20 protein-coding genes are annotated in these 22405 nt (G+C 60.1%); all 20 read right to left on the bottom strand.

What is annotated here, in order from left to right; genetic code table 11:
* Window positions 1-61 precede the first annotated feature (61 nt).
* A complete protein-coding gene (locus HF257_RS14440; RefSeq protein WP_185706620.1) occupies window positions 62-376 on the bottom strand; it encodes a helix-turn-helix domain-containing protein in 315 nt (104 codons plus the stop codon).
* Complete coding sequence (locus HF257_RS14445) at window positions 366-716, bottom strand: toxin (RefSeq protein WP_185706622.1); 351 nt, start codon at window positions 714-716, stop codon at window positions 366-368. Before HF257_RS14445 ends, HF257_RS14440 begins: the two co-directional genes overlap by 11 nt.
* Before the next feature lie 239 nt (window positions 717-955).
* Window positions 956-2419 carry an NADH-quinone oxidoreductase subunit NuoN gene (gene nuoN, locus HF257_RS14450; RefSeq protein WP_185706624.1) on the bottom strand — a complete coding sequence of 488 codons (1464 nt, stop codon included), beginning with the start codon at window positions 2417-2419 and terminating at the stop codon, window positions 956-958.
* Window positions 2420-2426: 7 nt separating this feature from the next.
* Window positions 2427-3959 (bottom strand): NADH-quinone oxidoreductase subunit M, encoded by a 1533-nt coding sequence (gene nuoM / locus HF257_RS14455; protein WP_010209575.1) that lies wholly within the window; start codon window positions 3957-3959, stop codon window positions 2427-2429.
* A gap of 49 nt (window positions 3960-4008) precedes the next feature.
* Window positions 4009-5862 carry an NADH-quinone oxidoreductase subunit L gene (gene nuoL, locus HF257_RS14460; RefSeq protein WP_185706626.1) on the bottom strand — a complete coding sequence of 618 codons (1854 nt, stop codon included), beginning with the start codon at window positions 5860-5862 and terminating at the stop codon, window positions 4009-4011.
* Window positions 5859-6167, bottom strand: a complete 309-nt coding sequence (gene nuoK / locus HF257_RS14465; protein WP_003174727.1) for an NADH-quinone oxidoreductase subunit NuoK — start codon at window positions 6165-6167, stop codon at window positions 5859-5861. The genes nuoL and nuoK overlap by 4 nt, the downstream gene beginning before the upstream one ends.
* A 2-nt stretch (window positions 6168-6169) precedes the next feature.
* Window positions 6170-6673: an NADH-quinone oxidoreductase subunit J gene (nuoJ, locus tag HF257_RS14470; protein WP_016974048.1), complete on the bottom strand. Its 504-nt coding sequence runs from the start codon at window positions 6671-6673 to the stop codon at window positions 6170-6172.
* Window positions 6674-6682: 9 nt separating this feature from the next.
* A complete protein-coding gene (gene nuoI, locus HF257_RS14475) occupies window positions 6683-7231 on the bottom strand; it encodes an NADH-quinone oxidoreductase subunit NuoI (RefSeq protein ID WP_003174725.1) in 549 nt (182 codons plus the stop codon).
* Between the two features lie 11 nt (window positions 7232-7242).
* Complete coding sequence (gene nuoH / locus HF257_RS14480; RefSeq protein WP_185706628.1) at window positions 7243-8250, bottom strand: NADH-quinone oxidoreductase subunit NuoH; 1008 nt, start codon at window positions 8248-8250, stop codon at window positions 7243-7245.
* Window positions 8247-10961, bottom strand: coding sequence for an NADH-quinone oxidoreductase subunit NuoG (gene nuoG / locus HF257_RS14485; protein WP_185706630.1), 2715 nt, complete (start codon window positions 10959-10961; stop codon window positions 8247-8249). The genes nuoH and nuoG overlap by 4 nt, the downstream gene beginning before the upstream one ends.
* A 135-nt stretch (window positions 10962-11096) precedes the next feature.
* Entirely contained in the window at window positions 11097-12452 is a 1356-nt protein-coding gene (gene nuoF, locus HF257_RS14490) for an NADH-quinone oxidoreductase subunit NuoF (RefSeq protein ID WP_185706632.1), read from the bottom strand.
* Window positions 12449-12946: an NADH-quinone oxidoreductase subunit NuoE gene (gene nuoE, locus HF257_RS14495; RefSeq protein ID WP_105698603.1), complete on the bottom strand. Its 498-nt coding sequence runs from the start codon at window positions 12944-12946 to the stop codon at window positions 12449-12451. The genes nuoF and nuoE overlap by 4 nt, the downstream gene beginning before the upstream one ends.
* Before the next feature lie 2 nt (window positions 12947-12948).
* On the bottom strand, window positions 12949-14733 hold the full coding sequence (nuoC, locus tag HF257_RS14500; protein ID WP_033896875.1) for an NADH-quinone oxidoreductase subunit C/D: 1785 nt from the start codon (window positions 14731-14733) through the stop codon (window positions 12949-12951).
* Between the two features lie 72 nt (window positions 14734-14805).
* Window positions 14806-15480, bottom strand: a complete 675-nt coding sequence (locus tag HF257_RS14505) for a NuoB/complex I 20 kDa subunit family protein (RefSeq protein WP_016975544.1) — start codon at window positions 15478-15480, stop codon at window positions 14806-14808.
* Between the two features lie 10 nt (window positions 15481-15490).
* Window positions 15491-15904, bottom strand: coding sequence for an NADH-quinone oxidoreductase subunit A (locus tag HF257_RS14510; protein WP_003219575.1), 414 nt, complete (start codon window positions 15902-15904; stop codon window positions 15491-15493).
* A gap of 573 nt (window positions 15905-16477) precedes the next feature.
* On the bottom strand, window positions 16478-17803 hold the full coding sequence (gene aceA / locus HF257_RS14515) for an isocitrate lyase (protein WP_105698602.1): 1326 nt from the start codon (window positions 17801-17803) through the stop codon (window positions 16478-16480).
* A 495-nt stretch (window positions 17804-18298) separates the two neighbouring features.
* A complete protein-coding gene (locus HF257_RS14520) occupies window positions 18299-19036 on the bottom strand; it encodes a secretin N-terminal domain-containing protein (RefSeq protein WP_185706634.1) in 738 nt (245 codons plus the stop codon).
* 229 nt (window positions 19037-19265) lie between these two features.
* Window positions 19266-19688, bottom strand: coding sequence for a GNAT family N-acetyltransferase (locus HF257_RS14525; protein ID WP_185706636.1), 423 nt, complete (start codon window positions 19686-19688; stop codon window positions 19266-19268).
* Window positions 19681-20847, bottom strand: coding sequence for a ribosomal protein uL16 3-hydroxylase (locus HF257_RS14530; protein ID WP_185706638.1), 1167 nt, complete (start codon window positions 20845-20847; stop codon window positions 19681-19683). Before HF257_RS14530 ends, HF257_RS14525 begins: the two co-directional genes overlap by 8 nt.
* A gap of 83 nt (window positions 20848-20930) precedes the next feature.
* Window positions 20931-22301 carry an adenylosuccinate lyase gene (gene purB / locus HF257_RS14535; RefSeq protein ID WP_185706640.1) on the bottom strand — a complete coding sequence of 457 codons (1371 nt, stop codon included), beginning with the start codon at window positions 22299-22301 and terminating at the stop codon, window positions 20931-20933.
* Window positions 22302-22405 lie beyond the last annotated feature (104 nt).

Raw genomic sequence — 22405 nt, forward strand, 5'->3', positions numbered from 1 at the left:
AAAATGTCTGTAGCGTAGTGCGTTGCATGAAAAAGCCCCGGACTTGCCGGGGCTTTGCTTATCAACTTAGTGCGGCAAGTTGCGCCACGGTCTCTGGAAATCGCGCCACCAGACGAATCAAGGTAGTGGCCTGGGCATTGGGTGTGGCCCGCCCTTGCTCCCAGTTCTCGAGCGTGCGGGTATTGGTCCGCAGGTACATGGCGAATACGGCGCGGGACAGGTTGAGCTGTTGACGTACAGCGATCACTTCCTCAGCGGTGAGTGGTGCCAGCTTGTTGAGATGAACCTTATGTGTTCGTAGGGTGACTTTGCCTTGACGCTCGTCTGCCAGGGCGTCGAAGCCTTCGACCAGTTCGGAAAAGATTTCACGTTTCATGATGTGTTCTCGCTTTGATTTCCCTGTCCAGCATGTGTTTGAGGGCTTTCTTGTGGTGTGGCGTTAGATCGTCCTGTTCATGTTTGCCGTACAGCGTAAACAACCAGAACTGCGTACCGCCCGACCACCAGTAGTAAATGACCCTCAGGCCACCGCGTTTGCCCTTGTTGCGTCGCTCATCGACAAAGCGAACCTTACGCAGCCCGCCTGTTCCCTCGATTACGTCTCCCGCTTCCGGGTTCTTCATCAACTCCTGTTGGAAACCGTGGAATAGCTCGTCACTCAGATAGTCCTTGCGATGCCGCTCGAAGGCGGGCAGTTCAATAAATAGAGCATCCATGTTCTGTACGTAGCCTGCGTATAGTTTGGTGGCCCACTCGCAATGGGTCAAGATACCCGGCTGTGGGAACTTTCCTAAAGCGCAGACACCTTACGGCGCACTCAAGCGGGTAGATGCCAGATGAAGCAGGCAAGGCTTAGAGGAATTTTCAGCAAGCGGTGAAGGGAAGCGTGTCGGTTCCCGAAAATGCAAAACGGCGCCCTAAGGCGCCGTTTTGTTTACCGCATTATGCTAAGCGATCAAACACCCAACACCGCGTGCTGCACCAGGGTGAGCAACGGTTGTGGGTACACACCCAGGAAGAACGCGAGCAGGGCGATGGCCAGCAGCATCACGCCGCCTGCCTTCTGTTCCCAATGCAGCTCGGCATCCACACGGCGCAGGTTTGGCTCGATCAGGTACAGGGTGACCATCACGCGCAGGTAGTAGAACACGCCGATGGCGCTGCCCAGTACCAGGGAGGCAACCAGCCACCATTCGTGCGCTTCAACACCGGTTGCGACGATGTAGAACTTGCCGATGAAGCCGGCGGTCAGCGGGATACCGGCCAGCGACAGCATCATCACCGTGAGTACCGCAGTCAGGTACGGACGGCGCCAGAACAGGCCGCGATACTCGTACAGGGCGTCGGCGTCACGGCCTTTGAACGGCGAGGACATCAGCGTGATCACGCCGAATGCGCCAAGGCTGGTGATGACGTAGGTGACCAGGTACACGCCCATGGCTTCCACGGCCAGGCCTTTGCTCGCCACCAGGGCGATCAGCAGGTAGCCGAAGTGAGCGATGGAGGAGTAACCCAGCAGACGCTTGAGGTTGTTCTGGGTCAGGGCCAGCAGGTTACCGAACAGGATCGACGCGATGGCGATCACGGTCAGCACGTTGCTCAGCACACCGGTGTTGGCGGCAGGGGAGATCTGGAACAGACGCACCATCACCGCAAACACTGCAACCTTCGACGCGGTGGCCAGGAACGCAGCCACCGGCGCCGGGGCGCCTTCGTACACGTCTGGGGTCCACAGGTGGAATGGCACCAGCGACAGCTTGAACGCCAGGCCGATCAGCATCATCGCCAGGCCCAGTTGGGCAATCGGCGCAGGCATGTTGGTGGTAGCCAGGGCGTGGCCGATACCGGTGAAGCTCAGGCTGCCGGCTTCGGCGTAGAGCAGGGCCATACCGAACAACAGGAACGCAGAACCGGCAGCCGACAGCACCATGTACTTGATGCCTGCTTCCAGGGAACGTTTGTTGAAGAACGCGTACGCCACTAGGCCGTAGGTCGGGATCGACAGCAGTTCCAGGCCGATGAACAGGCCGGCCAGGTGCTGAGCGCTGACCAGCACGATACCGCCGGCCGCAGCCAGCAGGATCAGCAGGTACAGCTCTTCCTTGTTGCCTGGGTAACCGGTGCCGCCTTCGCCCATGTAGGCGTGGGCGAGGGTGACGCAGGCCAGCGTTGCGACCAGGATCAGCGCGATGTACAGCAGTGCGAAGTCATCGACCATCATCAGAGGCGTGACCGCCAGTGGTGCGACCTTGAGTGCCGGGATGATCGACAGCAGGGCCAGGTTCAAACCGGCGCAGGACAGCAGGAACGTTTGCGAGTGATTGCGGCGCCAGGCGATTGCCAGCATCACCGCGACAACGGTGAGGCTGGTGATCAGCAGCGGCGCAAGCGCGATAAAGTGTTGGATCGTGAATTCCATAGCGCTCTTACCGGGCCGAAGCGAGTTGAGAGAAGGCGGTGCCGAACCACTGCTGCACGCCATGCATCGTCGCGGCAGAAGTGTCCAGGAACGGTTGCGGGTACACGCCGATGTAGATCAGCAGGACCGCAAGGCCGAGCACCATGATCAGTTCGCGAGCATCCATCCCTTGCAGGACGGTGTCGGACTTGGCCGGGCCGAAGTAGGCGCGGTGGATCATGATCAACGAGTAAACCGAACCGAATACCAGGCCGGAGGTAGCAATGGCGCTGATCCATGGCGTTTGCACGAAGGCACCCATGAGGATCAGGAACTCGCCGATGAAGTTACCGGTACCCGGCAAGCCCAAGGACGCTGCGGCGAAGAACAGACTGATCGCCGGCAGGTAGGCAATGCGCGACCACACGCCACCCATCTCACGCATGTCACGGGTGTGCAGGCGCTCGTACAGCTGGCCACTCAGGATAAACAGGGCAGCGGCCGACACACCGTGTGCCAACATCTGGATCACTGCACCTTGCAGTGCCAACTGGCTACCGGAGTAGATGCCGATCAGTACGAAACCCATGTGGGAAACGGACGAGAAGGCAATCAGACGCTTGATGTCGGTTTGGGCGAAGGCCAGGAACGCACCGTAGAAGATCCCGATCAGACCCAGGGTCATGGCGATCGGCGCGAACTCGGCCGAGGCATTCGGGAACAGCGGCAGGGCGAAACGCAGCAGGCCGTAGGCAGCGGTCTTCAACAGGATACCGGCCAGGTCCACGGAACCCGCAGTCGGCGCCTGGGCGTGCGCATCAGGCAACCAGGAGTGGAACGGCACCACCGGTAGCTTCACCGCGAACGCGATGAAGAAGCCCAGCATCAGGATGTACTCGGTGGTCAGGGACATCTTGGTTTTCAACAGGTCGGCGTAGTTGAAGGTGATCACGCCAGTGTTGTTGAAGTTGACCAGTACCAGACCCAGGATCGCCACCAACATGATCAGGCCGGAAGCCTGGGTGAAGATGAAGAACTTGGTCGCCGCGTAGATCCGGGTTTTCTTGCCGTCCGAAGAACTGTGACCCCAGAGCGCGATGAGGAAGTACATCGGCACCAGCATCATTTCCCAGAAGAAGAAGAACATGAACAGGTCGAGGGCGAGGAACACGCCGACCACGCCGCCCAAAATCCACATCAGGTTCAGGTGGAAGAAGCCCACGTGACGCTGGATCTCTTTCCACGAGCAGAGTACCGAGAGGATACCCAGCAGGCCGGTCAGCAGGATCATCAACAGCGACAGGCCGTCGAGGGCCAGGTGCACGTTGATGCCGAAGCGCTGGATCCACACGTGCTTGAATTCAAGCGCGAAGGTGGGATCGACACCCGGTGCCGGAGCAAATGAATAGTCGCCATGGGCCCACAGCCAGAGGCCGAGTGCGAGTTCCAGGGACATGGTCAGCAACGCAATCCAGCGGGGGAGGGTGGCGCCGAAGCGTTCACCCATCCAGCAGAGCAGGCCGCCGATAAAGGGGATCAGGATTAGCCAGGGCAGAATCATGACAGGCTCGTTTCCTTTCGCAAGTTCGCAAAGATCGCAATGTTCATAGTCATACCGCTACCACAACGATGGCGCCGATCACCAGCACGGCACCGGCCGCCATCGACGCTGCATACCAACGCAGTTGACCGGTCTCGCTGCGGCTCAGGGCGGTGTGACCGGCCTTTGCGGCGCGCGGGATCAAACCGATGGTCTGATCGAGCGGGTCTTTGCGCAGTACATGGCTGATGGCCAGGTAAGGCTTGACGAACAGTTTGTCGTAGATCCAGTCGAAGCCCCAGGCAGCGAACCACCAGGCTGACAGGAAGCGGCCAATGCCACTGTTGGCAACCGCAGTCACGAAGCGACGCTTGCCAAGGAACAACAGCGCGGCCAGCAAGATACCTGCGATGGCGATAGCGCCCGAGGCGATTTCCAGGCTGTGCTTCGCAGCGCCGCCGGCATGCCCAGCGCTTTCCGGCAGTACACCGGCCAACGGTGGAGTGATCATGGCGCCGATAAAGGTCGACAGCACGATCAGGACCGACAGTGGCAGCCAATGCGAGATGCCGTGGCCTGCGTGCGCTTCGGTCTTGGCTTCACCGTGGAAGGTGATGAAGATCAGGCGGAAGGTGTACAGCGAGGTCATGAACGCACCCACCAGGCCTGCGTACAGCAGGTTCTGGTTACCGCTGGCAAAGGCTTCCCAGAGGATTTCATCCTTCGAGTAGAAACCGGCGGTCACCAACGGCAGGGCGGCCAGGGCGGCACCACCGACGATGAAGCTGGCGTAGGCCAGTGGCAGTTTCTTCCACAGGCCACCCATCTTGAAGATGTTCTGCTCGTGGTGGCAGGCAACGATTACCGCACCGGAAGCGAGGAACAACAGGGCCTTGAAGAAGGCGTGGGTCATCAGGTGGAAGATCGCCGCGTCCCAAGCGCCAACGCCCAGGGCCAGGAACATGTAGCCGATCTGGCTCATGGTTGAGTAGGCGAGGATACGCTTGATGTCGGTCTGTACCAGCGCGGCGAAGCCGGCCAGTACCAAGGTCACTCCGCCAACCAGGCCTACCAGGTGCAGGATTTCCGGCGCCAGGGTGAACAGGCCGTGGGTACGGGCGATCAGGTAGACACCGGCGGTTACCATGGTTGCGGCGTGGATCAGTGCCGAAACAGGGGTAGGACCGGCCATCGCATCCGCCAGCCAGGTTTGCAGCGGCAGTTGCGCGGATTTACCCACAGCGCCACCCAGCAGCATCAGGGTCGCCAGGGTGATCCAGAAGTCGCCAACCTGGAACTTCTGCGGTGCCAGCACCAGCAGTTCCTGGATGTTCAGCGTGCCCACCTGTTGGAACAGGATGAACAGGCCGATGGCCATGAACACGTCACCGATACGGGTGACGATAAAGGCCTTGAGTGCCGCGTTACCGTTGTTGCGGTTGCTGTAGTAGAAACCGATCAACAGGTACGAGCACAGGCCCACGCCTTCCCAACCGAAGTACAGGAACAACAGGTTATCGCCCAGCACCAGGAACAGCATGCTGGCGATAAACAGGTTGGTGTACGAGAAGAAGCGCGAGTAACCGGCTTCACCGCGCATGTACCAGGACGCGAACAGGTGGATCAGGAAGCCTACACCCACCACCACGCCAAGCATGGTGATCGACAGGCCGTCGACGTAGAGGGCGAAGTTGGGCTTGAAGCCCTCGACCGACATCCACTGCCACAGCACCAGGGTGTAGTGACCGCCTTCCGGCGGTGCCACGTTGAATTGCCAGATGACGTAGGCGGCCACGATGGCCGACAGGCCAATGGAACCCACGCCCACCAGGGCAGAGAGGTTTTCCGACCAGCGCCCGCGAGAGAACGACAGCAGCAGGAAACCGATCAGGGGGAATACGAAAGTCAGAAAGATCATGTTCATCCGCGCATCTCACTGGCAGCGTCGATATCAAGCGTGTGGAAGCGACGATACAGTTGCAGCAGGATCGCCAGGCCAATACTGGCCTCGGCGGCTGCCAGGCTGATCACCAGGATGAACATGACTTGTCCATCCGGCTGGCCCCAACGTGCACCGGCAACGATGAAGGCCAATGCCGCAGCGTTCATCATGATTTCCAGGCTCATCAACACGAACAGAATGTTACGGCGAACCATCAGGCCGACCAGGCCAAGGCAGAACAGGATGCCGGCGACCGCCAGACCATGCTCCAAAGGGATAGCAGGCATCGTCATTGCTCCTTGGCTTCGTTGCGGCCCAAGTGGAAGGCGGTGACGGCTGCAGCGAGCAGCAGCATCGACGCCAGTTCGACCACCAGCAGGTACGGGCCGAACAGGCTGATGCCCACGGCCTTGGCGTCTACGGTGGTGTGGCCGATGGCCTGGCCGCTCTGGTGAGCGAACAGCACATACAGCAGTTCACCCAGCAGCAAGGCTGCCAGCACGACCGGGCCAAGCCAGATGCCGGGCTTGAGCCAGACGCGCTCCTGGGCGACAGAAGCCGGCCCCAGGTTGAGCATCATCACCACAAACACGAACAGCACCATGATGGCGCCAGCGTAGGCGATCACTTCCAGGACACCGGCGAACGGTGCGCCGAGGCTGAAAAAGGTCATGGCCACGGCGATCAACGAAATGATCAGGTAGAGCAGGGCGTGCACAGGATTGGTGTTGGTGATCACGCGAAGCGTGGACACCACTGCAATACCGGACGCGAAATAGAAAGCGAATTCCATCTTTCTTCCTTAAGGCAGCAAGCTCTTCACGTTGATCGGCTCGGCTTCGTTTTGTGCGGCGCCTTTCGGCTTACCGGCAACGGCCATACCTGCAACACGATAGAAGTTGTAATCAGGGTTTTTACCGGGACCAGAGATCAACAGATCTTCTTTCTCGTACACCAGGTCCTGACGTTTGAACTCGGCCATCTCGAAATCCGGTGTGAGCTGGATTGCGGTGGTCGGGCAAGCTTCCTCGCAGAGGCCGCAGAAAATGCAGCGCGAGAAGTTGATGCGGAAGAAGTCCGGGTACCAGCGACCGTCTTCGGTTTCAGCTTTCTGCAGGGAGATGCAACCCACCGGGCAGGCCACGGCGCACAGGTTGCAGGCTACGCAGCGTTCTTCGCCATCGGGGTCGCGGGTCAGTACGATACGGCCGCGATAACGTGGCGGCAGGTACACCGCTTCTTCCGGGTATTGCAGGGTGTCGCGTTTGCGAAAACCGTGACCGAACACCATCACCAGGCTTCGCAATTGGGTACCGGTACCCTTAACGATGTCGCCAATATATTTGAACATGGGTCAAATCCTCACTGAACCGCGCCGGCGGGCGTGTTCAACAACACAACGGCAGCCGTCACCAGCAAATTGATCAGGGTCAGCGGCAGGCAGAAGCGCCAGCTGAAATCCATCACCTGGTCGTATCGTGGACGCGGAATGGAAGCGCGCAGCAGGATAAACAACATGATGAAGAACGCGGTCTTGAGGAAGAACCAGAAGAACGCCAACTGCGGCAGGATGCCGAACGGACCGTGCCAGCCGCCGAAGAACAGCGTGACCAGCAGGGCCGAGATCAAGATGATGCCGATGTATTCACCAACGAAGAACATGCCCCATTTCATGCCGGCGTATTCAATGTGGTAACCGTCGGCCAGTTCCTGTTCCGCTTCCGGTTGGTCGAACGGGTGACGGTGAGTCACGGCGACGCCAGCGATGAAGAAGGTACAGAAGCCGAAGAACTGCGGAATGATGAACCACAGGTTCTGCGCCTGGTACTCGACGATGTCGCGCATGTTGAACGAGCCGACCTGCACCACGATGCCCATCAGCGCGAGGCCCATGAACACTTCGTAGGACACGGTCTGGGCCGAAGCCCGCAAGCTGCCCAAGAGGGCGAACTTGTTGTTGCTCGACCAGCCGGCGAACAGCACCGCGTAGACCGACAAACCGGCCATGGCGAAGAAGAACAGCAAGCCGATGTTCAGGTCCGCCACGCCCCAGGTCGGGGTGATCGGGATGATCGCGAAGGCGATCAGCAAGGCGCTCATGGCCACGACCGGTGCCAGGGTGAAGATCACCTTGTCGGCAAACGGCGGGGTCCAGTCTTCCTTGAAGAACATTTTCAGCATGTCGGCGGCGATCTGGAACATACCGAACGGGCCAACGCGGTTCGGACCATAACGGTCCTGCCACCAGCCCAGCAGGCGACGTTCGACGAAGCTGAGCAGGGCGCCCGCAACGACCACGGCCAACAGGATCACGATGGCTTTTAGAACCGAGATGATCACGTCGATCACTTCAGGAGTGAACCAAGTCATTGCGCTGCCTCCTGCAGACCGTCAACGGTTTTGCCAAAGATCGCCGCTGGAATGCCGGCGACGCCTTTTGGCAGTGCAACCAGGCCGGCACCCAACTCGTCGTTGATACGCAGCGGCAGACGCAAGGTCTGGCCAGCCACGTTCAGGCTGAGCAGGGCACCGTCGTTGACGCCCAGGCGGTCGGCTTCAGACTTGGCCACGGACACGTAGGCAGCCGGGATGCGCTCTTGCACCGGTGCGGCCTTCGAGGAGTTTTCCTCACTGCCGAACAGGTGGAAGAACGGCACAACCTGCCAGGTACCTTGGGCCGGGTTGAACGGACGCGGTACGGCGGCGAACCAGTTCAGCGAGTCACCGGTGCTTTCGATCAGGCGGGTGCCCGGGTCGCCAGCGCGGATGTGACCACCGACTTCGTCCTGGAACTTGTTCCAAGCTTGTGGCGAGTTCCAGCCCGGCGACCAGGCGAACGGCACCTGCTGACGCGGCTCGACCGAACCCGAGTAACCTTCCATGGAGAAGGCAAATGCGGTGTCCGGGTCTTGCGGAGTACGCGGTTCGTGCACGCTGATATTGGCGCGCATGGCGGTACGACCGGAGTAACGCAGCGGTTCACGGGCCAGTTTCATGCCCTTGATGCGGAACGCGGCGGACGGTGCGGCATCGACGATGCGTGCCAGCTGCGGCGCGCTGGCAGCGGTGGCGGCGGTCACGTGGTCGAGCTGGGTCCAGTCGATCGGCTGGTTCAGCAGGGTGGCGCGCAGGGCATGCAGCCAGCGCCAGCCTTCGTGAACCAGGATACTGGCGTCCATGTATTTCGGATCGAACACCTGGAAGAAGCGCTGGGCGCGACCTTCCTGGCTGACCAGGGTACCGTCGCCTTCGGCGAAGGTGGCGGCTGGCAGGACCAGGTCGGCACGATCGCTGGTAGCGGTCTTCTGGTGGTCGGCAACGATCAGCACCTTGGCGGCGTTGAGCGCGGCGTCGACCTTGGCCGAGTCAGTGCGGGTGTACAGGTCGTTTTCCAGCACCACGATGGCGTCGGCATTGCCGTCGATCACCGCTTGCAGGCCAGCGTCCAGGGACTCGCCACCGAGCATGGCCAGGCCAAGGCTGTTGGCTTCCGGCACGACCAGGCTGATGGAGCCGTTCTTGTCGCGCAGCTTCAAGGCCTTGGCGATGTTGGCCGCGGCTTCGATCAGCGCCTTGGAACCTAACGAGGTACCGGCAATGATCAAGGGGCGCTTGGCCGCCAGCAGGGCGTCGGCGATACGCTGGGCCAGTTCGACGGCTTCAGTATCCAGGCCTTCGACGGCAGGCGCGCTGGCGTCGAGGGCGTGGGCCACGGCGAAACCGATGCGGGCCAGGTCGTCGGGCGCTGCGTGCACGCATTCTTCGGCGATGTCGTCGAGCTTGGTCTCAGCCAGGCTGGCGATAAACAGCGGGTTCAGCGCGTGCTGGCCGATGTTTTTCACGGCGGCGTCGAGCCACGGCTGGACGCGCATGGCGTCGGCCATGTCTTCAGCCTTGCCTTTGACCGACTGACGCAGGGACAGGGCCACACGGGCAGCGGTCTGGGTCAGGTCTTCGCCGAGGACGAAGATCGCGTCGTGGTCTTCGATGTCGCGCATATTCGGAACCGGCAGCGGGCTGTCGTTCAGTACTTGCAGGACCAGGCGGATACGCTCCAGCTCACCGGCTTCGATACCGCTGTAGAAGTGCTCGGCACCGACCAGCTCGCGCAACGCGTAGTTGCTTTCGAGGCTGGCACGCGGCGAACCGATACCGACGATGTTGCGGCCGCGCAGCAGGTCGGCGGCTTTATCCAGCGCGTCGTCCAGGCTCAGCTTGCCACCGTTGGCCAGCAGTGGCTGGCGTGGACGGTCCTTGCGGTTGACGTAGCCATAGCCGAAGCGGCCACGGTCACACAGGAAGTACTGGTTGACCGAACCGTTGAAGCGGTTTTCGATCCGACGCAGTTCGCCGTAGCGCTCGCCCGGGGAGATGTTGCAACCGCTGGAGCAGCCATGGCAGATGCTTGGCGCGAATTGCATGTCCCACTTACGGTTGTAGCGCTCGGAGTGAGTCTTGTCGGTGAACACACCGGTCGGGCAAACCTCGGTGAGGTTGCCGGAGAACTCGCTTTCGAGCACGCCGTCTTCAACGCGACCGAAGTACACGTTGTCATGGGCGCCGAAGACACCCAGGTCGGTGCCACCGGCGTAGTCTTTATAGAAGCGCACGCAGCGATAGCAGGCGATGCAGCGGTTCATCTCGTGGGAAATGAACGGGCCCAGTTGCTGGTTCTGGTGGGTACGCTTGGTGAAGCGATAACGGCGCTCGTTGTGGCCGGTCATCACCGTCATGTCTTGCAGGTGGCAGTGACCGCCTTCCTCACAGACCGGGCAGTCGTGGGGGTGGTTGGTCATCAGCCATTCGACCACACTGGCGCGGAACGCCTTGGACTCTTCATCTTCGATGGAGATCCAGGTGTTGTCGGTGGCTGGGGTCATGCACGACATGACGATACGACCACGGGTGTCGTTCTCGTCGGTGTATTGCTTGACCGCACACTGGCGACAGGCACCGACGCTACCAAGTGCGGGGTGCCAGCAGAAATACGGGATGTCGAGGCCTAGTGACAGACATGCCTGTAACAGGTTGTCCGCCCCATCGACTTCGAGCGCTTTGCCGTCTACGTGGATAGTGGCCATGGTTCAAAGTTCTTCGTTGGCCCGTTGTCAGCGGGCGTGGCTAATGGAATCTTGTTATTCATGTGCATCTACACAGCCATCAAGGCGTCAGCACATGAGAAAGCGAAGGGCACGGACCCTTCGCTTCTTTAAGCGTTACGCGCCGACTACGATCGGCCTTGCCAGAGGCGGGACGGCGGCGCTGGTAGGCGCGATGCCGGCTTCGAACTCCGAGCGGAAGTATTTGATAGCGCTGCCCAATGGCTCTACGGCGCCCGGTGCGTGAGCACAGAAGGTCTTGCCTGGGCCGAGGAAACCGACCAGACCCAGCAGGGTCTCGATGTCACCCTCGCGGCCTTCGCCGTTTTCCAGGGCCATCAGCAGCTTGACGCTCCACGGCAGACCGTCGCGGCATGGGGTGCAGAAGCCGCAGGACTCACGGGCAAAGAACTGCTCCATGTTGCGCAGCAACGAGACCATGTTCACGGTGTTGTCCACTGCCATCGCCAGGCCCGTACCCATCCGGGTGCCGACCTTGCCGATACCGCCGGCATACATCTGTGCGTCGAGGTGCTCGGGCAGCAGGAAACCAGTACCGGCGCCGCCTGGCTGCCAAGCCTTGAGGGTGTAGCCGTCGCGCATGCCACTGGCGTAGTCCTCGAACAGCTCGCGTGCGGTCACGCCAAATGGCAGTTCCCACAGTCCAGGGTTCTTGACCTTGCCGGAGAAGCCCATGAGCTTGGTGCCCATGTCTTCGCTGCCTTCACGGGCCAACGATTTGTACCAGTCCACGCCGTCGGCGATGATCGCCGGCACGTTGCACAGGGTCTCGACGTTGTTCACGCAGGTCGGCTTGCCCCACACGCCCACAGCGGCAGGGAAGGGGGGCTTGGAACGCGGGTTGGCGCGACGGCCTTCGAGGGAATTGATCAGTGCGGTTTCTTCACCGCAGATGTAACGCCCGGCGCCGGTGTGCACGAACAGTTCGAAGTCAAAACCGGAACCGAGGATGTTCTTGCCCAGCAGGCCCGCTGCCTTGGCTTCTTCTACCGCACGGTTGAGGTGCTTGGCGGCGGTGGTGTATTCGCCACGCAGGAAGATATAGCCACGGTAGGTTTTCAGCGCGCGGGCGCTGATCAGCATGCCTTCGATCAGCAGATGGGGCAGTTGCTCCATCAGCATGCGGTCTTTCCAGGTGTTCGGCTCCATTTCATCCGCGTTGCACAGCAGGTAGCGGATGTTGATGGATTCGTCCTTGGGCATCAGGCCCCACTTAACACCCGTGGGGAAGCCTGCACCGCCGCGACCTTTGAGGCCGGCGTCTTTCACGGTCTGGACGATATCGTCCTGGGCCATGTCGGCGAAGGCTTTGCGCGCTGCGGCATAGCCGTTCTTGGCCTGGTACTCGTCGAGCCACACGGGCTCGGCATCGTCACGCAGGCGCCAGGTCAGCGGATGTGTCTCAGGCGAACGCTTGATCAGGTTGGCCGGGCCGAAAGATGTAAGGGTCATGGGTAGCCCTCGAGCAATTGGGTCACGCCAGTTGCCTGCACGTCACCGAATGTGTCGTCGTCGATCATCAACGCCGGCGCCTTGTCGCAGTTGCCCAGGCAGCACACCGGCAGCAGGGTGAAACGCCCGTCTGCAGTGGTCTGGCCGAGGCCGATGCCCAGTTTGGTCTGGATCGCATCGACCACTTTCTCGTGGCCGCCGATGTAGCACACCATGCTGTCGCACACGCGAATGATGTGGCGGCCTACCGGCTGGCGGAAGATCTGGCTGTAGAACGTGGCCACACCTTCAACGTCGCTGGCGGGGATGCCGAGGATCTCGCCGATGGCGTAGAGGGCGCCGTCCGGCACCCAGCCACGTTCCTTCTGGACGATCTTCAAGGCTTCGATCGACGCCGCGCGCGGGTCTTCGTAGTGATGCAGCTCGTGCTCGATGGCCGAGCGCTCGGTTTCACTCAAGGTGAAACGGTCTGTCTGGATAAGCGTGCTGTTCATGCTTAGCGGTCCACGTCGGCCATAACGAAATCGATACTACCCAGGTACGCAATCAAGTCCGCGACCATCTCGCCTTTGATCACCGAAGGGATCTGCTGCAAGTGGGCGAAGCTTGGGGTACGAATCCGGGTGCGGTAGCTCATGGTGCCGCCATCGCTCGTCAGGTAATAACTGTTGATACCCTTGGTCGCTTCGATCATCTGGAAGGATTCGTTGGCCGGCATGACCGGGCCCCACGAAACCTGCAGGAAGTGCGTGATCAGGGTTTCGATGTGCTGCAGCGTGCGCTCTTTCGGCGGCGGCGTGGTCAGCGGGTGATCCGCCTTGTACGGGCCAGCCGGCATGTTGCGCATGCACTGCTCGATGATCTTCAGGCTCTGGCGCATTTCTTCGACGCGCACGATGCAACGGTCGTAGGCATCGCCATTCGCCGCCAGCGGGACTTCGAACTCGAAGTTCTCGTAGCCGGAGTACGGGCGCGCTTTACGCAGGTCGAAGTCGCAACCGGTGGAGCGCAAGCCAGCACCGGTGACGCCCCATTCCAGGGCCTCTTTGGTGTTGTACTGGGCGACGCCGATGGTACGGCCCTTGAGGATGCTGTTATCCAGCGCAGCCTTTTGGTACTCGTCCAGACGCTTGGGCATCCAGTCGATGAACTCTTTAACCAGGCGCTCCCAGCCGTTCGGCAGGTCGTGTGCAACACCGCCGATGCGGTACCAGGCCGGGTGCAGGCGGAAACCGGTGATGGCTTCGATGACCTTGTAGGCGCGCTGACGGTCGGTGAAGGTGAAGAACACCGGGGTCATGGCGCCGACGTCCTGGATATAGGTGCCCAGGAACAGCAGGTGGCTGGTGATCCGGAAGAATTCGGCCATCATGATGCGGATGGTGTCGACGCGGTCCGGTACCTTGATACCGGCCAGCTTCTCGACCGAGAGCACGTACGGCAGGTTGTTCATCACGCCGCCGAGGTAGTCGATACGGTCGGTGTACGGGATGAAGCTGTGCCACGACTGACGCTCGGCCATCTTCTCGGCACCACGGTGGTGGTAGCCGATGTCCGGCACGCAGTCGACGATTTCTTCGCCGTCCAGTTGCAGGATGATACGGAAGGCACCGTGAGCAGAAGGGTGGTTCGGGCCCAGGTTGAGGAACATGTAGTCCTCGTTGGTGCCGGAGCGCTTCATGCCCCAGTCTTCCGGACGGAAGCGCGCGGCCTCTTCTTCAAGCTGTTGCTTGGCGAGGTTGAGGCTGAACGGATCGAATTCGGTGGCGCGGGCAGGGAAGTCCTTGCGCAGCGGGTGACCTTCCCAGGTCGGCGGCATCATGATGCGCGTCAGGTGCGGGTGGCCTGGGAAGTCGATGCCGAACATGTCCCACACTTCACGCTCGTACCAGCTGGCGTTCGGCCAGATACCGGTGACGGTCGGGATGCTCAGGTCGCTCTCAGACAGGGCAACCTTGATCATCACGTCGCTGTTACGTTCAAGCGACATCAGGTGGTAGAACACGGTGAAGTCGGCGCCGCTCGGCAGGCCCTGGCGCTTGGTGCGCAGACGCTCGTCCACGCCATGCAGGTCATAGAGCATGACGTACGGCTTGGGCAGGTTACGCAGGAAGGTCAGGACTTCGACGAGCTTGGCACGCGCCACCCACAGCACCGGCATACCGGTGCGTGTGGCCTGGGCGGTGAAGGCGTCAGGGCCAAAACGGTTATTGAGTTCGACGACCACATCCTGGTCGTCTGCCTTATAAGGCGGGATGTACAGAGCGCTGCCTGTAGTCATGGTTTTTTATCGCTTTCGGTCAACGTAAAGAATGAAGCCAGGTGTTCGTTCTATAAAAGAAGCGGTGCTGGATCAGACTTCGTCAGGGCTGCGCAGGTTGGTGACTGCGATTCGCTGTTCGCGGCGCTCTTCCTTTTGCGAAGGCATCTCGGCGCGGTATACGCCTTGATCGCCGACGACCCAGGAAAGCGGGCGACGCTCCTTGCCAATCGATTCCTGCAACAGCATCAAGCCTTGCAAGAACGCTTCAGGGCGGGGCGGGCAGCCAGGCACGTAGACGTCCACGGGCAGGAACTTGTCCACCCCTTGGACAACGGAGTAGATGTCGTACATGCCACCGGAGTTGGCGCACGAACCCATGGAGATAACCCACTTTGGTTCGAGCATTTGCTCGTAGAGACGCTGGATGATCGGCGCCATCTTGATAAAGCAGGTGCCGGCGATAACCATGAAATCCGCCTGGCGCGGCGATGCCCGGATAACTTCGGCGCCGAAGCGCGCGATGTCGTGGGGCGCCGTGAAGGCGGTGGTCATTTCCACGTAGCAGCAGGACAGACCGAAGTTGTACGGCCACAGGGAGTTTTTACGCCCCCAGTTGACCGCGCCACTCAGCACGTCTTCCAGCTTGCCCATGTAGATGTTTTTGTGGACTTGGTCTTCTAACGGATCGGAGACGGTTTCCCGTTCGCCGATGGGGTACTGATCGTTAGGAGCATCCGGGTCGATCCTGGTGAGATTGTATTGCATCGCCAAAGCCTCATTGTTTCAGCTTCGCTTGCCGCTTACGACGAGCTTCCGGAGCCCAATCAAGGGCGCCCACTCGGAATAGGTAGACAAGGCCTGCCAACAGAATTGCTATGAAAACGAGAGCTTCGACGAATCCGGTCCAGCCGCTTTCGCGGACAGACACAGACCAGGCAAAGAGAAAGAGGGCTTCGATATCGAAGATCACGAACAGCATCGCGACCAGATAGAATTTGGCTGAGAGCCGCAAGCGGGCGCCACCTGTAGGCAGCATGCCGGACTCGAACGGTTCATTTTTGCTGCGGCCCCAGGCTTTTGACCCGAGGAGGCTGGAGACGCCGAGCATGAAGGCGCAAAGGCCGACAACACCGAGGAGGAAAATGGCAAAGCCCCAGTTGTGGGCCATGAGTCCTGTCGCTTCGGTCATGCTGGAAATCCTTAACAGAGAGCAAAGGTCTCTGAGCTCGAAAAAGTAACGATGCAGTGACGATATGTCGCACTGCAATCAATCGCGGTGATTTTATGGCTAAACACCGGGCAAGTAAAATTCCTATAGCGAAATTATTCGATGGAATAAGGACATAGTGCACCTTCGTGGGGCTGTAGCCCTTGCGGCATGGGCATTAGCGGGCTTTTGATCAATTATGTTTTGTTTAACCTGTAACGAAGTTTTCATGCGCCAAATGATAATGACTATTGTTTATGCAGGGTTTAAGCGAATGTTTCTCGTGTGGCGGGGGAAGTTGCCGTTACTTGCTCGATTGCCGCTTAGTTGTTGACGGGGATCTTTTAACTGATCTGGTTGAGGCGGATACCGCTCTAGATCAATGTTTTGCGCAAAATGTTCAGGTTGCACACATTCCCCTTGTGGGAGCGGGTTGTGTCAGGCGGGTTTTCATCAGCGCAAAAAAAACGCCCCGAACAGGTCGGGGCGTGATTGTGGTGCGGCACGGCGGTTAGGTCTTCCTTGGGGCCGTCGTGGCCGTGTACGCGATGCTCCTTAGTGGAACTGTTCTTCTTCGGTCGAACCGGTCAGCGCGGTCACGGACGAGGTGCCGCCCTGGATCACGGTGGTCATGTCGTCGAAGTAGCCGGTGCCCACTTCCTGCTGGTGAGCCACGAAGGTGTAACCCTTGGCCGCGTCGGCGAATTCCTGCTCTTGCAGCTTCACGTAGGCAGTCATGTCGTTGCGAGCGTAGTCGTGCGCCAGGTTGAACATGCTGTGCCACATGTTGTGAATGCCAGCCAGGGTGATGAACTGGTGCTTGTAGCCCATGGCGGACAGTTCGCGCTGGAATTTGGCGATGGTCGCGTCGTCCAGGTTCTTCTTCCAGTTGAAAGAAGGCGAGCAGTTGTAGGACAGCAGTTGGTCCGGGTATTCCTTCTTGATCGCTTCGGCAAAGCGACGGGCTTCGTCCAGGTCCGGCTTGGCGGTTTCGCACCAGATCAGGTCGGCGTATGGCGCGTACGCCAGGCCACGGGCGATGGCTTGGTCGAGACCGGCGCGCACCTTATAGAAGCCTTCCTGAGTACGCTCGCCGGTTACAAACGGCTGGTCGTACGGGTCGCAGTCCGAGGTCAGCAAGTCAGCTGCGTTGGCATCGGTACGCGCCAGGATGATGGTTGGCGTGCCGGCAACGTCAGCTGCCAGGCGGGCTGCGGTCAGCTTCTGCACAGCTTCCTGGGTGGGTACCAATACTTTGCCGCCCATGTGGCCGCATTTCTTCACCGAGGCCAGTTGGTCTTCAAAGTGCACGCCGGCAGCGCCTGCCTCGATCATGCTCTTCATCAGTTCATAGGCGTTCAGTACGCCACCGAAACCGGCTTCGGCGTCAGCCACGATAGGGGCGAAGTAGTCGATGTAGCCTGCGTCGCCTGGGTTCTTGCCGGCTTTCCACTGGATCTGGTCGGCACGACGGAACGAGTTGTTGATGCGCTTGACCACGGTTGGAACCGAGTCCACCGGGTACAGCGACTGGTCGGGGTACATGGATTCAGCGGAGTTGTTGTCCGCAGCCACTTGCCAGCCGGACAGGTAGATCGCCTGGATACCGGCTTTTACCTGTTGGACTGCCTGGCCGCCAGTAAGGGCGCCCATGCAGTTGACGAAATCTTTGTCGGGACGGAAGGAAGGCTTGGCACCTTGGGTTACCAGGTTCCACAGCTTCTCGGCGCCGAGTTTTGCAAAGGTGTGCTCTGGTTGAACCGAGCCACGCAGGCGGACGACGTCAGCAGCGGAATAAGCGCGGGTCACGCCTTTCCAGCGTGGGTTTTCAGCCCAATCTTTTTCAAGGGCTGCAATTTGCTGTTCGCGTGTCAGTGCCATGGGGAAAAACCTCGTCGCATAGGTCTAGGTGGAAAATTCCATTTGCCAGCCACGTATTCAGTGCGTGGGTATGGCGGCTCGCTGACCAGAAGCTTAGGTGTTCAAGCCAGGTTTGGCGGGGAAGGCGACGTGATGAACGAGTGGCTCAAGGGGAGAGTTGAGCAGGTAGGGGCGAACTGCGAACAGTCTTCGGGCGTCGTGGGCCTTTGTACGATCCATCAGTGTGTAGCCGGGTTACCTGGTTAGCTTCCGTCCCTCGGGACAACTTCGTTCCAGTCGCAACCTCGTCAAACACACCTTGTGGGCGGTACAGACACGAATCGGCTCAGGTGGGTAGCTTAGAGCGACGATCCGAAGGCCCTTGCCAGGGCCCCTGATTAGCGGGAGCGAGGCCATCATGCCCATGCTTTTTTGGATCGTCAAATGTTTTGTAGTGCTTTTTTTAAAGCACTACATCTTTAGTCTAAGACGACTCATCAGTCAGTTTTTGGTGCTTCAGTTCAGGGTGTCGACCTTGACCCGCAAAGTCAGGTCATCGCGGCCCTGAGTAGAATACGTGCGGGTTGTAGAGGATTTGTCGGCCTGGGTCTCGCGGTTGATGCCAGCCAGGGTGATCCATTCGCCAAGGCGGCCGCTGACGCTTGTGTCGGTGCTTTGCACGTTCACTACATCGGGACGTTCCTGGCTCATGCGGTCACGGTTGGTGCTGATTGCCAAGTGCACGGTCTCACCGGTGACGCTGGCAGTGACGTAGAAACCCTGGGTGACGTTGCGATACTGAGTCTGGTTTTGCGGGCGACCATAGGCATCGGGTTGGGTCGTGGTGAGCGGTACACTCTGGCCGACTTGGATCAGCGCGGGAACGCCTTCGCTGGCCTGTATCTGCTGGATGCCACCCTCGCGACTGGCGGTACCGTAGCTGATGATGCGGGTCTGGCTGTCGCCACTGTTCTGCTGGTTGGTTTCGTTGGTGTCGACGGTGATCAGCAGGCGCTTGGCCGGCGTGTCCAGTTGGGCAAGCAAGGCACGCAAGTCCTGGATCTTGCCGGCGTCTGCCTTGACGATAAGCTGGTTGCCATAGGCGCTGACGGTGCCGTCCTTGCCGATGAAGTTCTGTGCGACGGGCAGCAGATCCGCGCTGGTGCGGTTGCTCAGGTTGACGACTTCGGTGTCTGCCATGGCGGTGGCGCTGGCAGTCAGGAGAAGGGCGGTGAGCAGGGTGCGTAGGGACATGTCCGTTATCTCTGCGAGTCATTTAGGCGTGATAGTGCCAGTTTGTCGGCTGGGCGGGGTGCTTGTTGAATCGTAGACGGCAAAATGCCCTGGCAGGCAGGGCATTTGTGGTGCTGCTGAAATAGTTTTCGCGAGCAAGCCCGCTCCCACACTCGACCGCATTCCAAGGGATGTACTCGGTCAAATGTGGGAGCAGGCTTGCTCGCGAAGGGGGCGACTCGGTCTCGGATCAGTCCCCTCGCACCATATCGACATGCGGAATTCCAACTTCCAGGAATTCCTCGCTGACGATCTTGAAACCCAGTCGCTCATAAAATGGCGCCGCGTACACCTGTGCGCTGAGGAACTGCTTGGTCTGGCCGCGTTTTTCAGCCGCGCCAATCACCGCTTCCATCAACTTGTCGCCGACTTTAAGCCCGCGCCAGTCCTTGAGCACCGAGACACGCCCGATTTCGCCGCTGGGCAGCAGGCGAGCGGTGCCTATCGGAAAGTCGCCTTCGAATGCCAGGAAATGCACCGCGTCGGCGTCATCCGCATCCCATTCCAGCTCGGGTGGAACCGATTGCTCAGCGATAAAAACCGCTTCACGAATGCGCCGAATCTCAGCGATATCCTTTTGCCAGTCCGCGACACTTACGTGAATCTTATTCATCGGCAAACCCCAGGCTCCCTTGCTTGACCAGTTCGCACAGCAGATCGCGGCCGTCTTCGTCCGCCAGCCATGGGCCGAGGTTTTCGGCGTGCAGGGCGTCCGCGGCACAGATCAGTTTCAGCAGTTCGCGCAGTTTGCCCGGCAGGTAACGGCTCTGGCCGCTGGCGAACAGCAGTACATCGTCGTCTACTTCCGACCAAGCCATGCGCGCGCTTGGGTTGCGTACCAGGATCGCACCGTCTTGCAGGGCGCTGATGAAGTCGTCTTCGCCGAGTTCTTCGCCAGCAACTAGTTCCGGGTAGCGCGGCTCGGTCATGAATTGGCCGAACCAGGTCAGCAGCATGCGCTCGTCGCTCATGTGCTCGGCCAGCAGGCTTTTCAGGCGATCGAGAGCATCGGTCTGAATCTGATGCGGGTCGCTGACCGGCTGGGCGTCAGCGTCGGTGTAACGCTCTTCGTCCGTCAGGTACTGGCTGAGGAAGTCAGTGAAGTGGGTCAAGACTTCGGCGGCGCTCGGTGCGCGGAAGCCCACGGAGTAGGTCATGCAGTCATCTTCGGCAATACCGAAGTGCGCCAGGCGTGGTGGCAGGTAGAGCATGTCGCCCGGTTCCAGCACCCATTCGGCGCTTTCTTCGAATTCGGCGAGGATGCGCAGGTCGGCATGCTGCAGCAGCGGGCTTTCGGAGTTGCACATCTGGCCGATCTTCCAGTTGCGCTTGCCTTGGGCTTGCAGCAGGAACACGTCGTAGTTGTCGAAGTGCGGGCCAACGCTGCCGCCCGGTGCGGCGAAGCTGATCATCACGTCGTCGATGCGCCAGCTAGGCAGGAAGCGGAATTGTTCCAGCAGTTCGGCCACTTCCGGCACGAACTGGTCAACCGCTTGCACCAGCAGGGTCCACTCGCGCTCAGGCAGGGTGCTGAAAGCATCCTCGGCGAACGGGCCACGACGCAGTTCCCACGGACGCTCGCCGTGCTCGATCACCAGGCGCGACTCGACTTCTTCTTCCAGGGCCAGGCCGGCCAGTTCGTCGGCGTCGATCGGGCTTTCGAAATCAGGGATGGCCTGGCGGATCAGCAGGGGTTTCTTCTGCCAGTAGTCGCGCAGGAATTCCCGTGCCGTGATGCCGCCCAGAAGTTGAAGAGGGATGTCAGGATTCATGTGTAACCTATTGAAAAAAAGCACTTTTCAGACTGGAATAAAAACGCCCGGCGCGGCCGGGCGTCTCAAGGGTCTTGCGGTAATCAGATGCGCTTGGCTTGGGCCACTGCGTTGCCGATGTAGTTGGCCGGGGTGAGCAGTTTCAACTCGGCTTTGGCAGCGGCTGGCATATCCAGGCCATCGATGAAAGTTTGCAGTGCTTCAGGGCTGATGCCCTTGCCGCGCGTCAATTCTTTCAACTTCTCGTAGGGGTTTTCGATGTTGTAGCGGCGCATCACGGTCTGGATCGGCTCGGCCAATACTTCCCAGCAAGCGTCCAGGTCAGCGGCAATCTTCTGCTCGTTGAGCTCAAGCTTGCTGATGCCTTTGAGGCTGGCTTCGTACGCGATCACGCTGTGGGCAAAGCCCACGCCGAGGTTGCGCAGCACGGTGGAGTCGGTCAGGTCGCGCTGCCAGCGGGAGATCGGCAACTTGCTGGCCAGGTGCTGGAACAGGGCGTTGGCGATGCCGAGGTTGCCTTCGGAGTTTTCGAAGTCGATCGGGTTGACCTTGTGCGGCATGGTCGACGAACCGATTTCACCGGCAATGGTGCGCTGCTTGAAGTAGCCCAGGGAGATGTAGCCCCAGATATCGCGATCGAAGTCGATCAGGATGGTGTTGAAGCGCGCAATGGCGTCGAACAGCTCGGCGATGTAGTCGTGCGGCTCGATCTGCGTGGTGTACGGGTTGAACCCCAGGCCCAGTTCGTCTTCGATGAAGGCGCGGGCGTTTTCTTCCCAGTCGATCTCAGGGTAGGCCGAGATGTGAGCGTTGTAGTTGCCCACGGCGCCGTTGATCTTGCCCAGCAGCGGCACGGCCGCAACTTGAGCGATCTGACGCTCCAGGCGGTACACCACGTTGGCCAGTTCTTTGCCCAGGGTGGTCGGCGAAGCCGGTTGGCCGTGGGTGCGCGACAGCATCGGCACGTCGGCAAAGCGGATGGCCAGCTCGCGGATGGCGTTGGCGGTCTGGCGCATCAGTGGCAGCATCACGTCATCACGGCCTTCACGCAGCATCAGGGCATGGGACAAGTTGTTGATGTCCTCGCTGGTGCAGGCGAAGTGGATAAACTCGCTGACCTGGGCAAGTTCCGGCAGCTTGGCCGCTTGCTCTTTGAGCAGGTACTCGATGGCTTTTACGTCGTGGTTGGTGGTGCGCTCGATCTCTTTCACACGTTCGGCGTGTTCGAGAGAGAAGTTTTCCGCCAGGGTGTTGAGCACAGCGTTGGCTTGCGCGGAGAACGCCGGCACTTCGCTGATGGCAGGGTGAGCGGCCAGGCGCTGGAGCCAGCGCACTTCAACCAGAACACGAGCACGGATCAGGCCGTATTCGCTGAAAATAGGGCGCAGGGCCTGGGTTTTGCCGGCGTAGCGGCCGTCAACAGGGGAAACCGCAGTGAGCGAAGAGAGCTGCATGGGGTGTTCTCGGACAGTCGGGCAACGAAATGGGGCGCGTATCATACATGAAAAAATCCGCCGGTCCGTCGCCAACTGACCGGCGTATTACGCGTAATGCTTGA

The organism is Pseudomonas cremoris (genome assembly GCF_014230465.1).

Coding starts and splice junctions, on each gene's coding strand:
- HF257_RS14440 (WP_185706620.1), bottom strand. CDS start 376: ATGAAACGTGAAATCTTTTCCGAACTGGTCGAAGGCTTCGACGCCCTG.
- HF257_RS14445 (WP_185706622.1), bottom strand. CDS start 716: ATGGATGCTCTATTTATTGAACTGCCCGCCTTCGAGCGGCATCGCAAG.
- nuoN (WP_185706624.1), bottom strand. CDS start 2,419: ATGGAATTCACGATCCAACACTTTATCGCGCTTGCGCCGCTGCTGATC.
- nuoM (WP_010209575.1), bottom strand. CDS start 3,959: ATGATTCTGCCCTGGCTAATCCTGATCCCCTTTATCGGCGGCCTGCTC.
- nuoL (WP_185706626.1), bottom strand. CDS start 5,862: ATGAACATGATCTTTCTGACTTTCGTATTCCCCCTGATCGGTTTCCTG.
- nuoK (WP_003174727.1), bottom strand. CDS start 6,167: ATGCCTGCTATCCCTTTGGAGCATGGTCTGGCGGTCGCCGGCATCCTG.
- nuoJ (WP_016974048.1), bottom strand. CDS start 6,673: ATGGAATTCGCTTTCTATTTCGCGTCCGGTATTGCAGTGGTGTCCACG.
- nuoI (WP_003174725.1), bottom strand. CDS start 7,231: ATGTTCAAATATATTGGCGACATCGTTAAGGGTACCGGTACCCAATTG.
- nuoH (WP_185706628.1), bottom strand. CDS start 8,250: ATGACTTGGTTCACTCCTGAAGTGATCGACGTGATCATCTCGGTTCTA.
- nuoG (WP_185706630.1), bottom strand. CDS start 10,961: ATGGCCACTATCCACGTAGACGGCAAAGCGCTCGAAGTCGATGGGGCG.
- nuoF (WP_185706632.1), bottom strand. CDS start 12,452: ATGACCCTTACATCTTTCGGCCCGGCCAACCTGATCAAGCGTTCGCCT.
- nuoE (WP_105698603.1), bottom strand. CDS start 12,946: ATGAACAGCACGCTTATCCAGACAGACCGTTTCACCTTGAGTGAAACC.
- nuoC (WP_033896875.1), bottom strand. CDS start 14,733: ATGACTACAGGCAGCGCTCTGTACATCCCGCCTTATAAGGCAGACGAC.
- HF257_RS14505 (WP_016975544.1), bottom strand. CDS start 15,480: ATGCAATACAATCTCACCAGGATCGACCCGGATGCTCCTAACGATCAG.
- HF257_RS14510 (WP_003219575.1), bottom strand. CDS start 15,904: ATGACCGAAGCGACAGGACTCATGGCCCACAACTGGGGCTTTGCCATT.
- aceA (WP_105698602.1), bottom strand. CDS start 17,803: ATGGCACTGACACGCGAACAGCAAATTGCAGCCCTTGAAAAAGATTGG.
- HF257_RS14520 (WP_185706634.1), bottom strand. CDS start 19,036: ATGTCCCTACGCACCCTGCTCACCGCCCTTCTCCTGACTGCCAGCGCC.
- HF257_RS14525 (WP_185706636.1), bottom strand. CDS start 19,688: ATGAATAAGATTCACGTAAGTGTCGCGGACTGGCAAAAGGATATCGCT.
- HF257_RS14530 (WP_185706638.1), bottom strand. CDS start 20,847: ATGAATCCTGACATCCCTCTTCAACTTCTGGGCGGCATCACGGCACGG.
- purB (WP_185706640.1), bottom strand. CDS start 22,301: ATGCAGCTCTCTTCGCTCACTGCGGTTTCCCCTGTTGACGGCCGCTAC.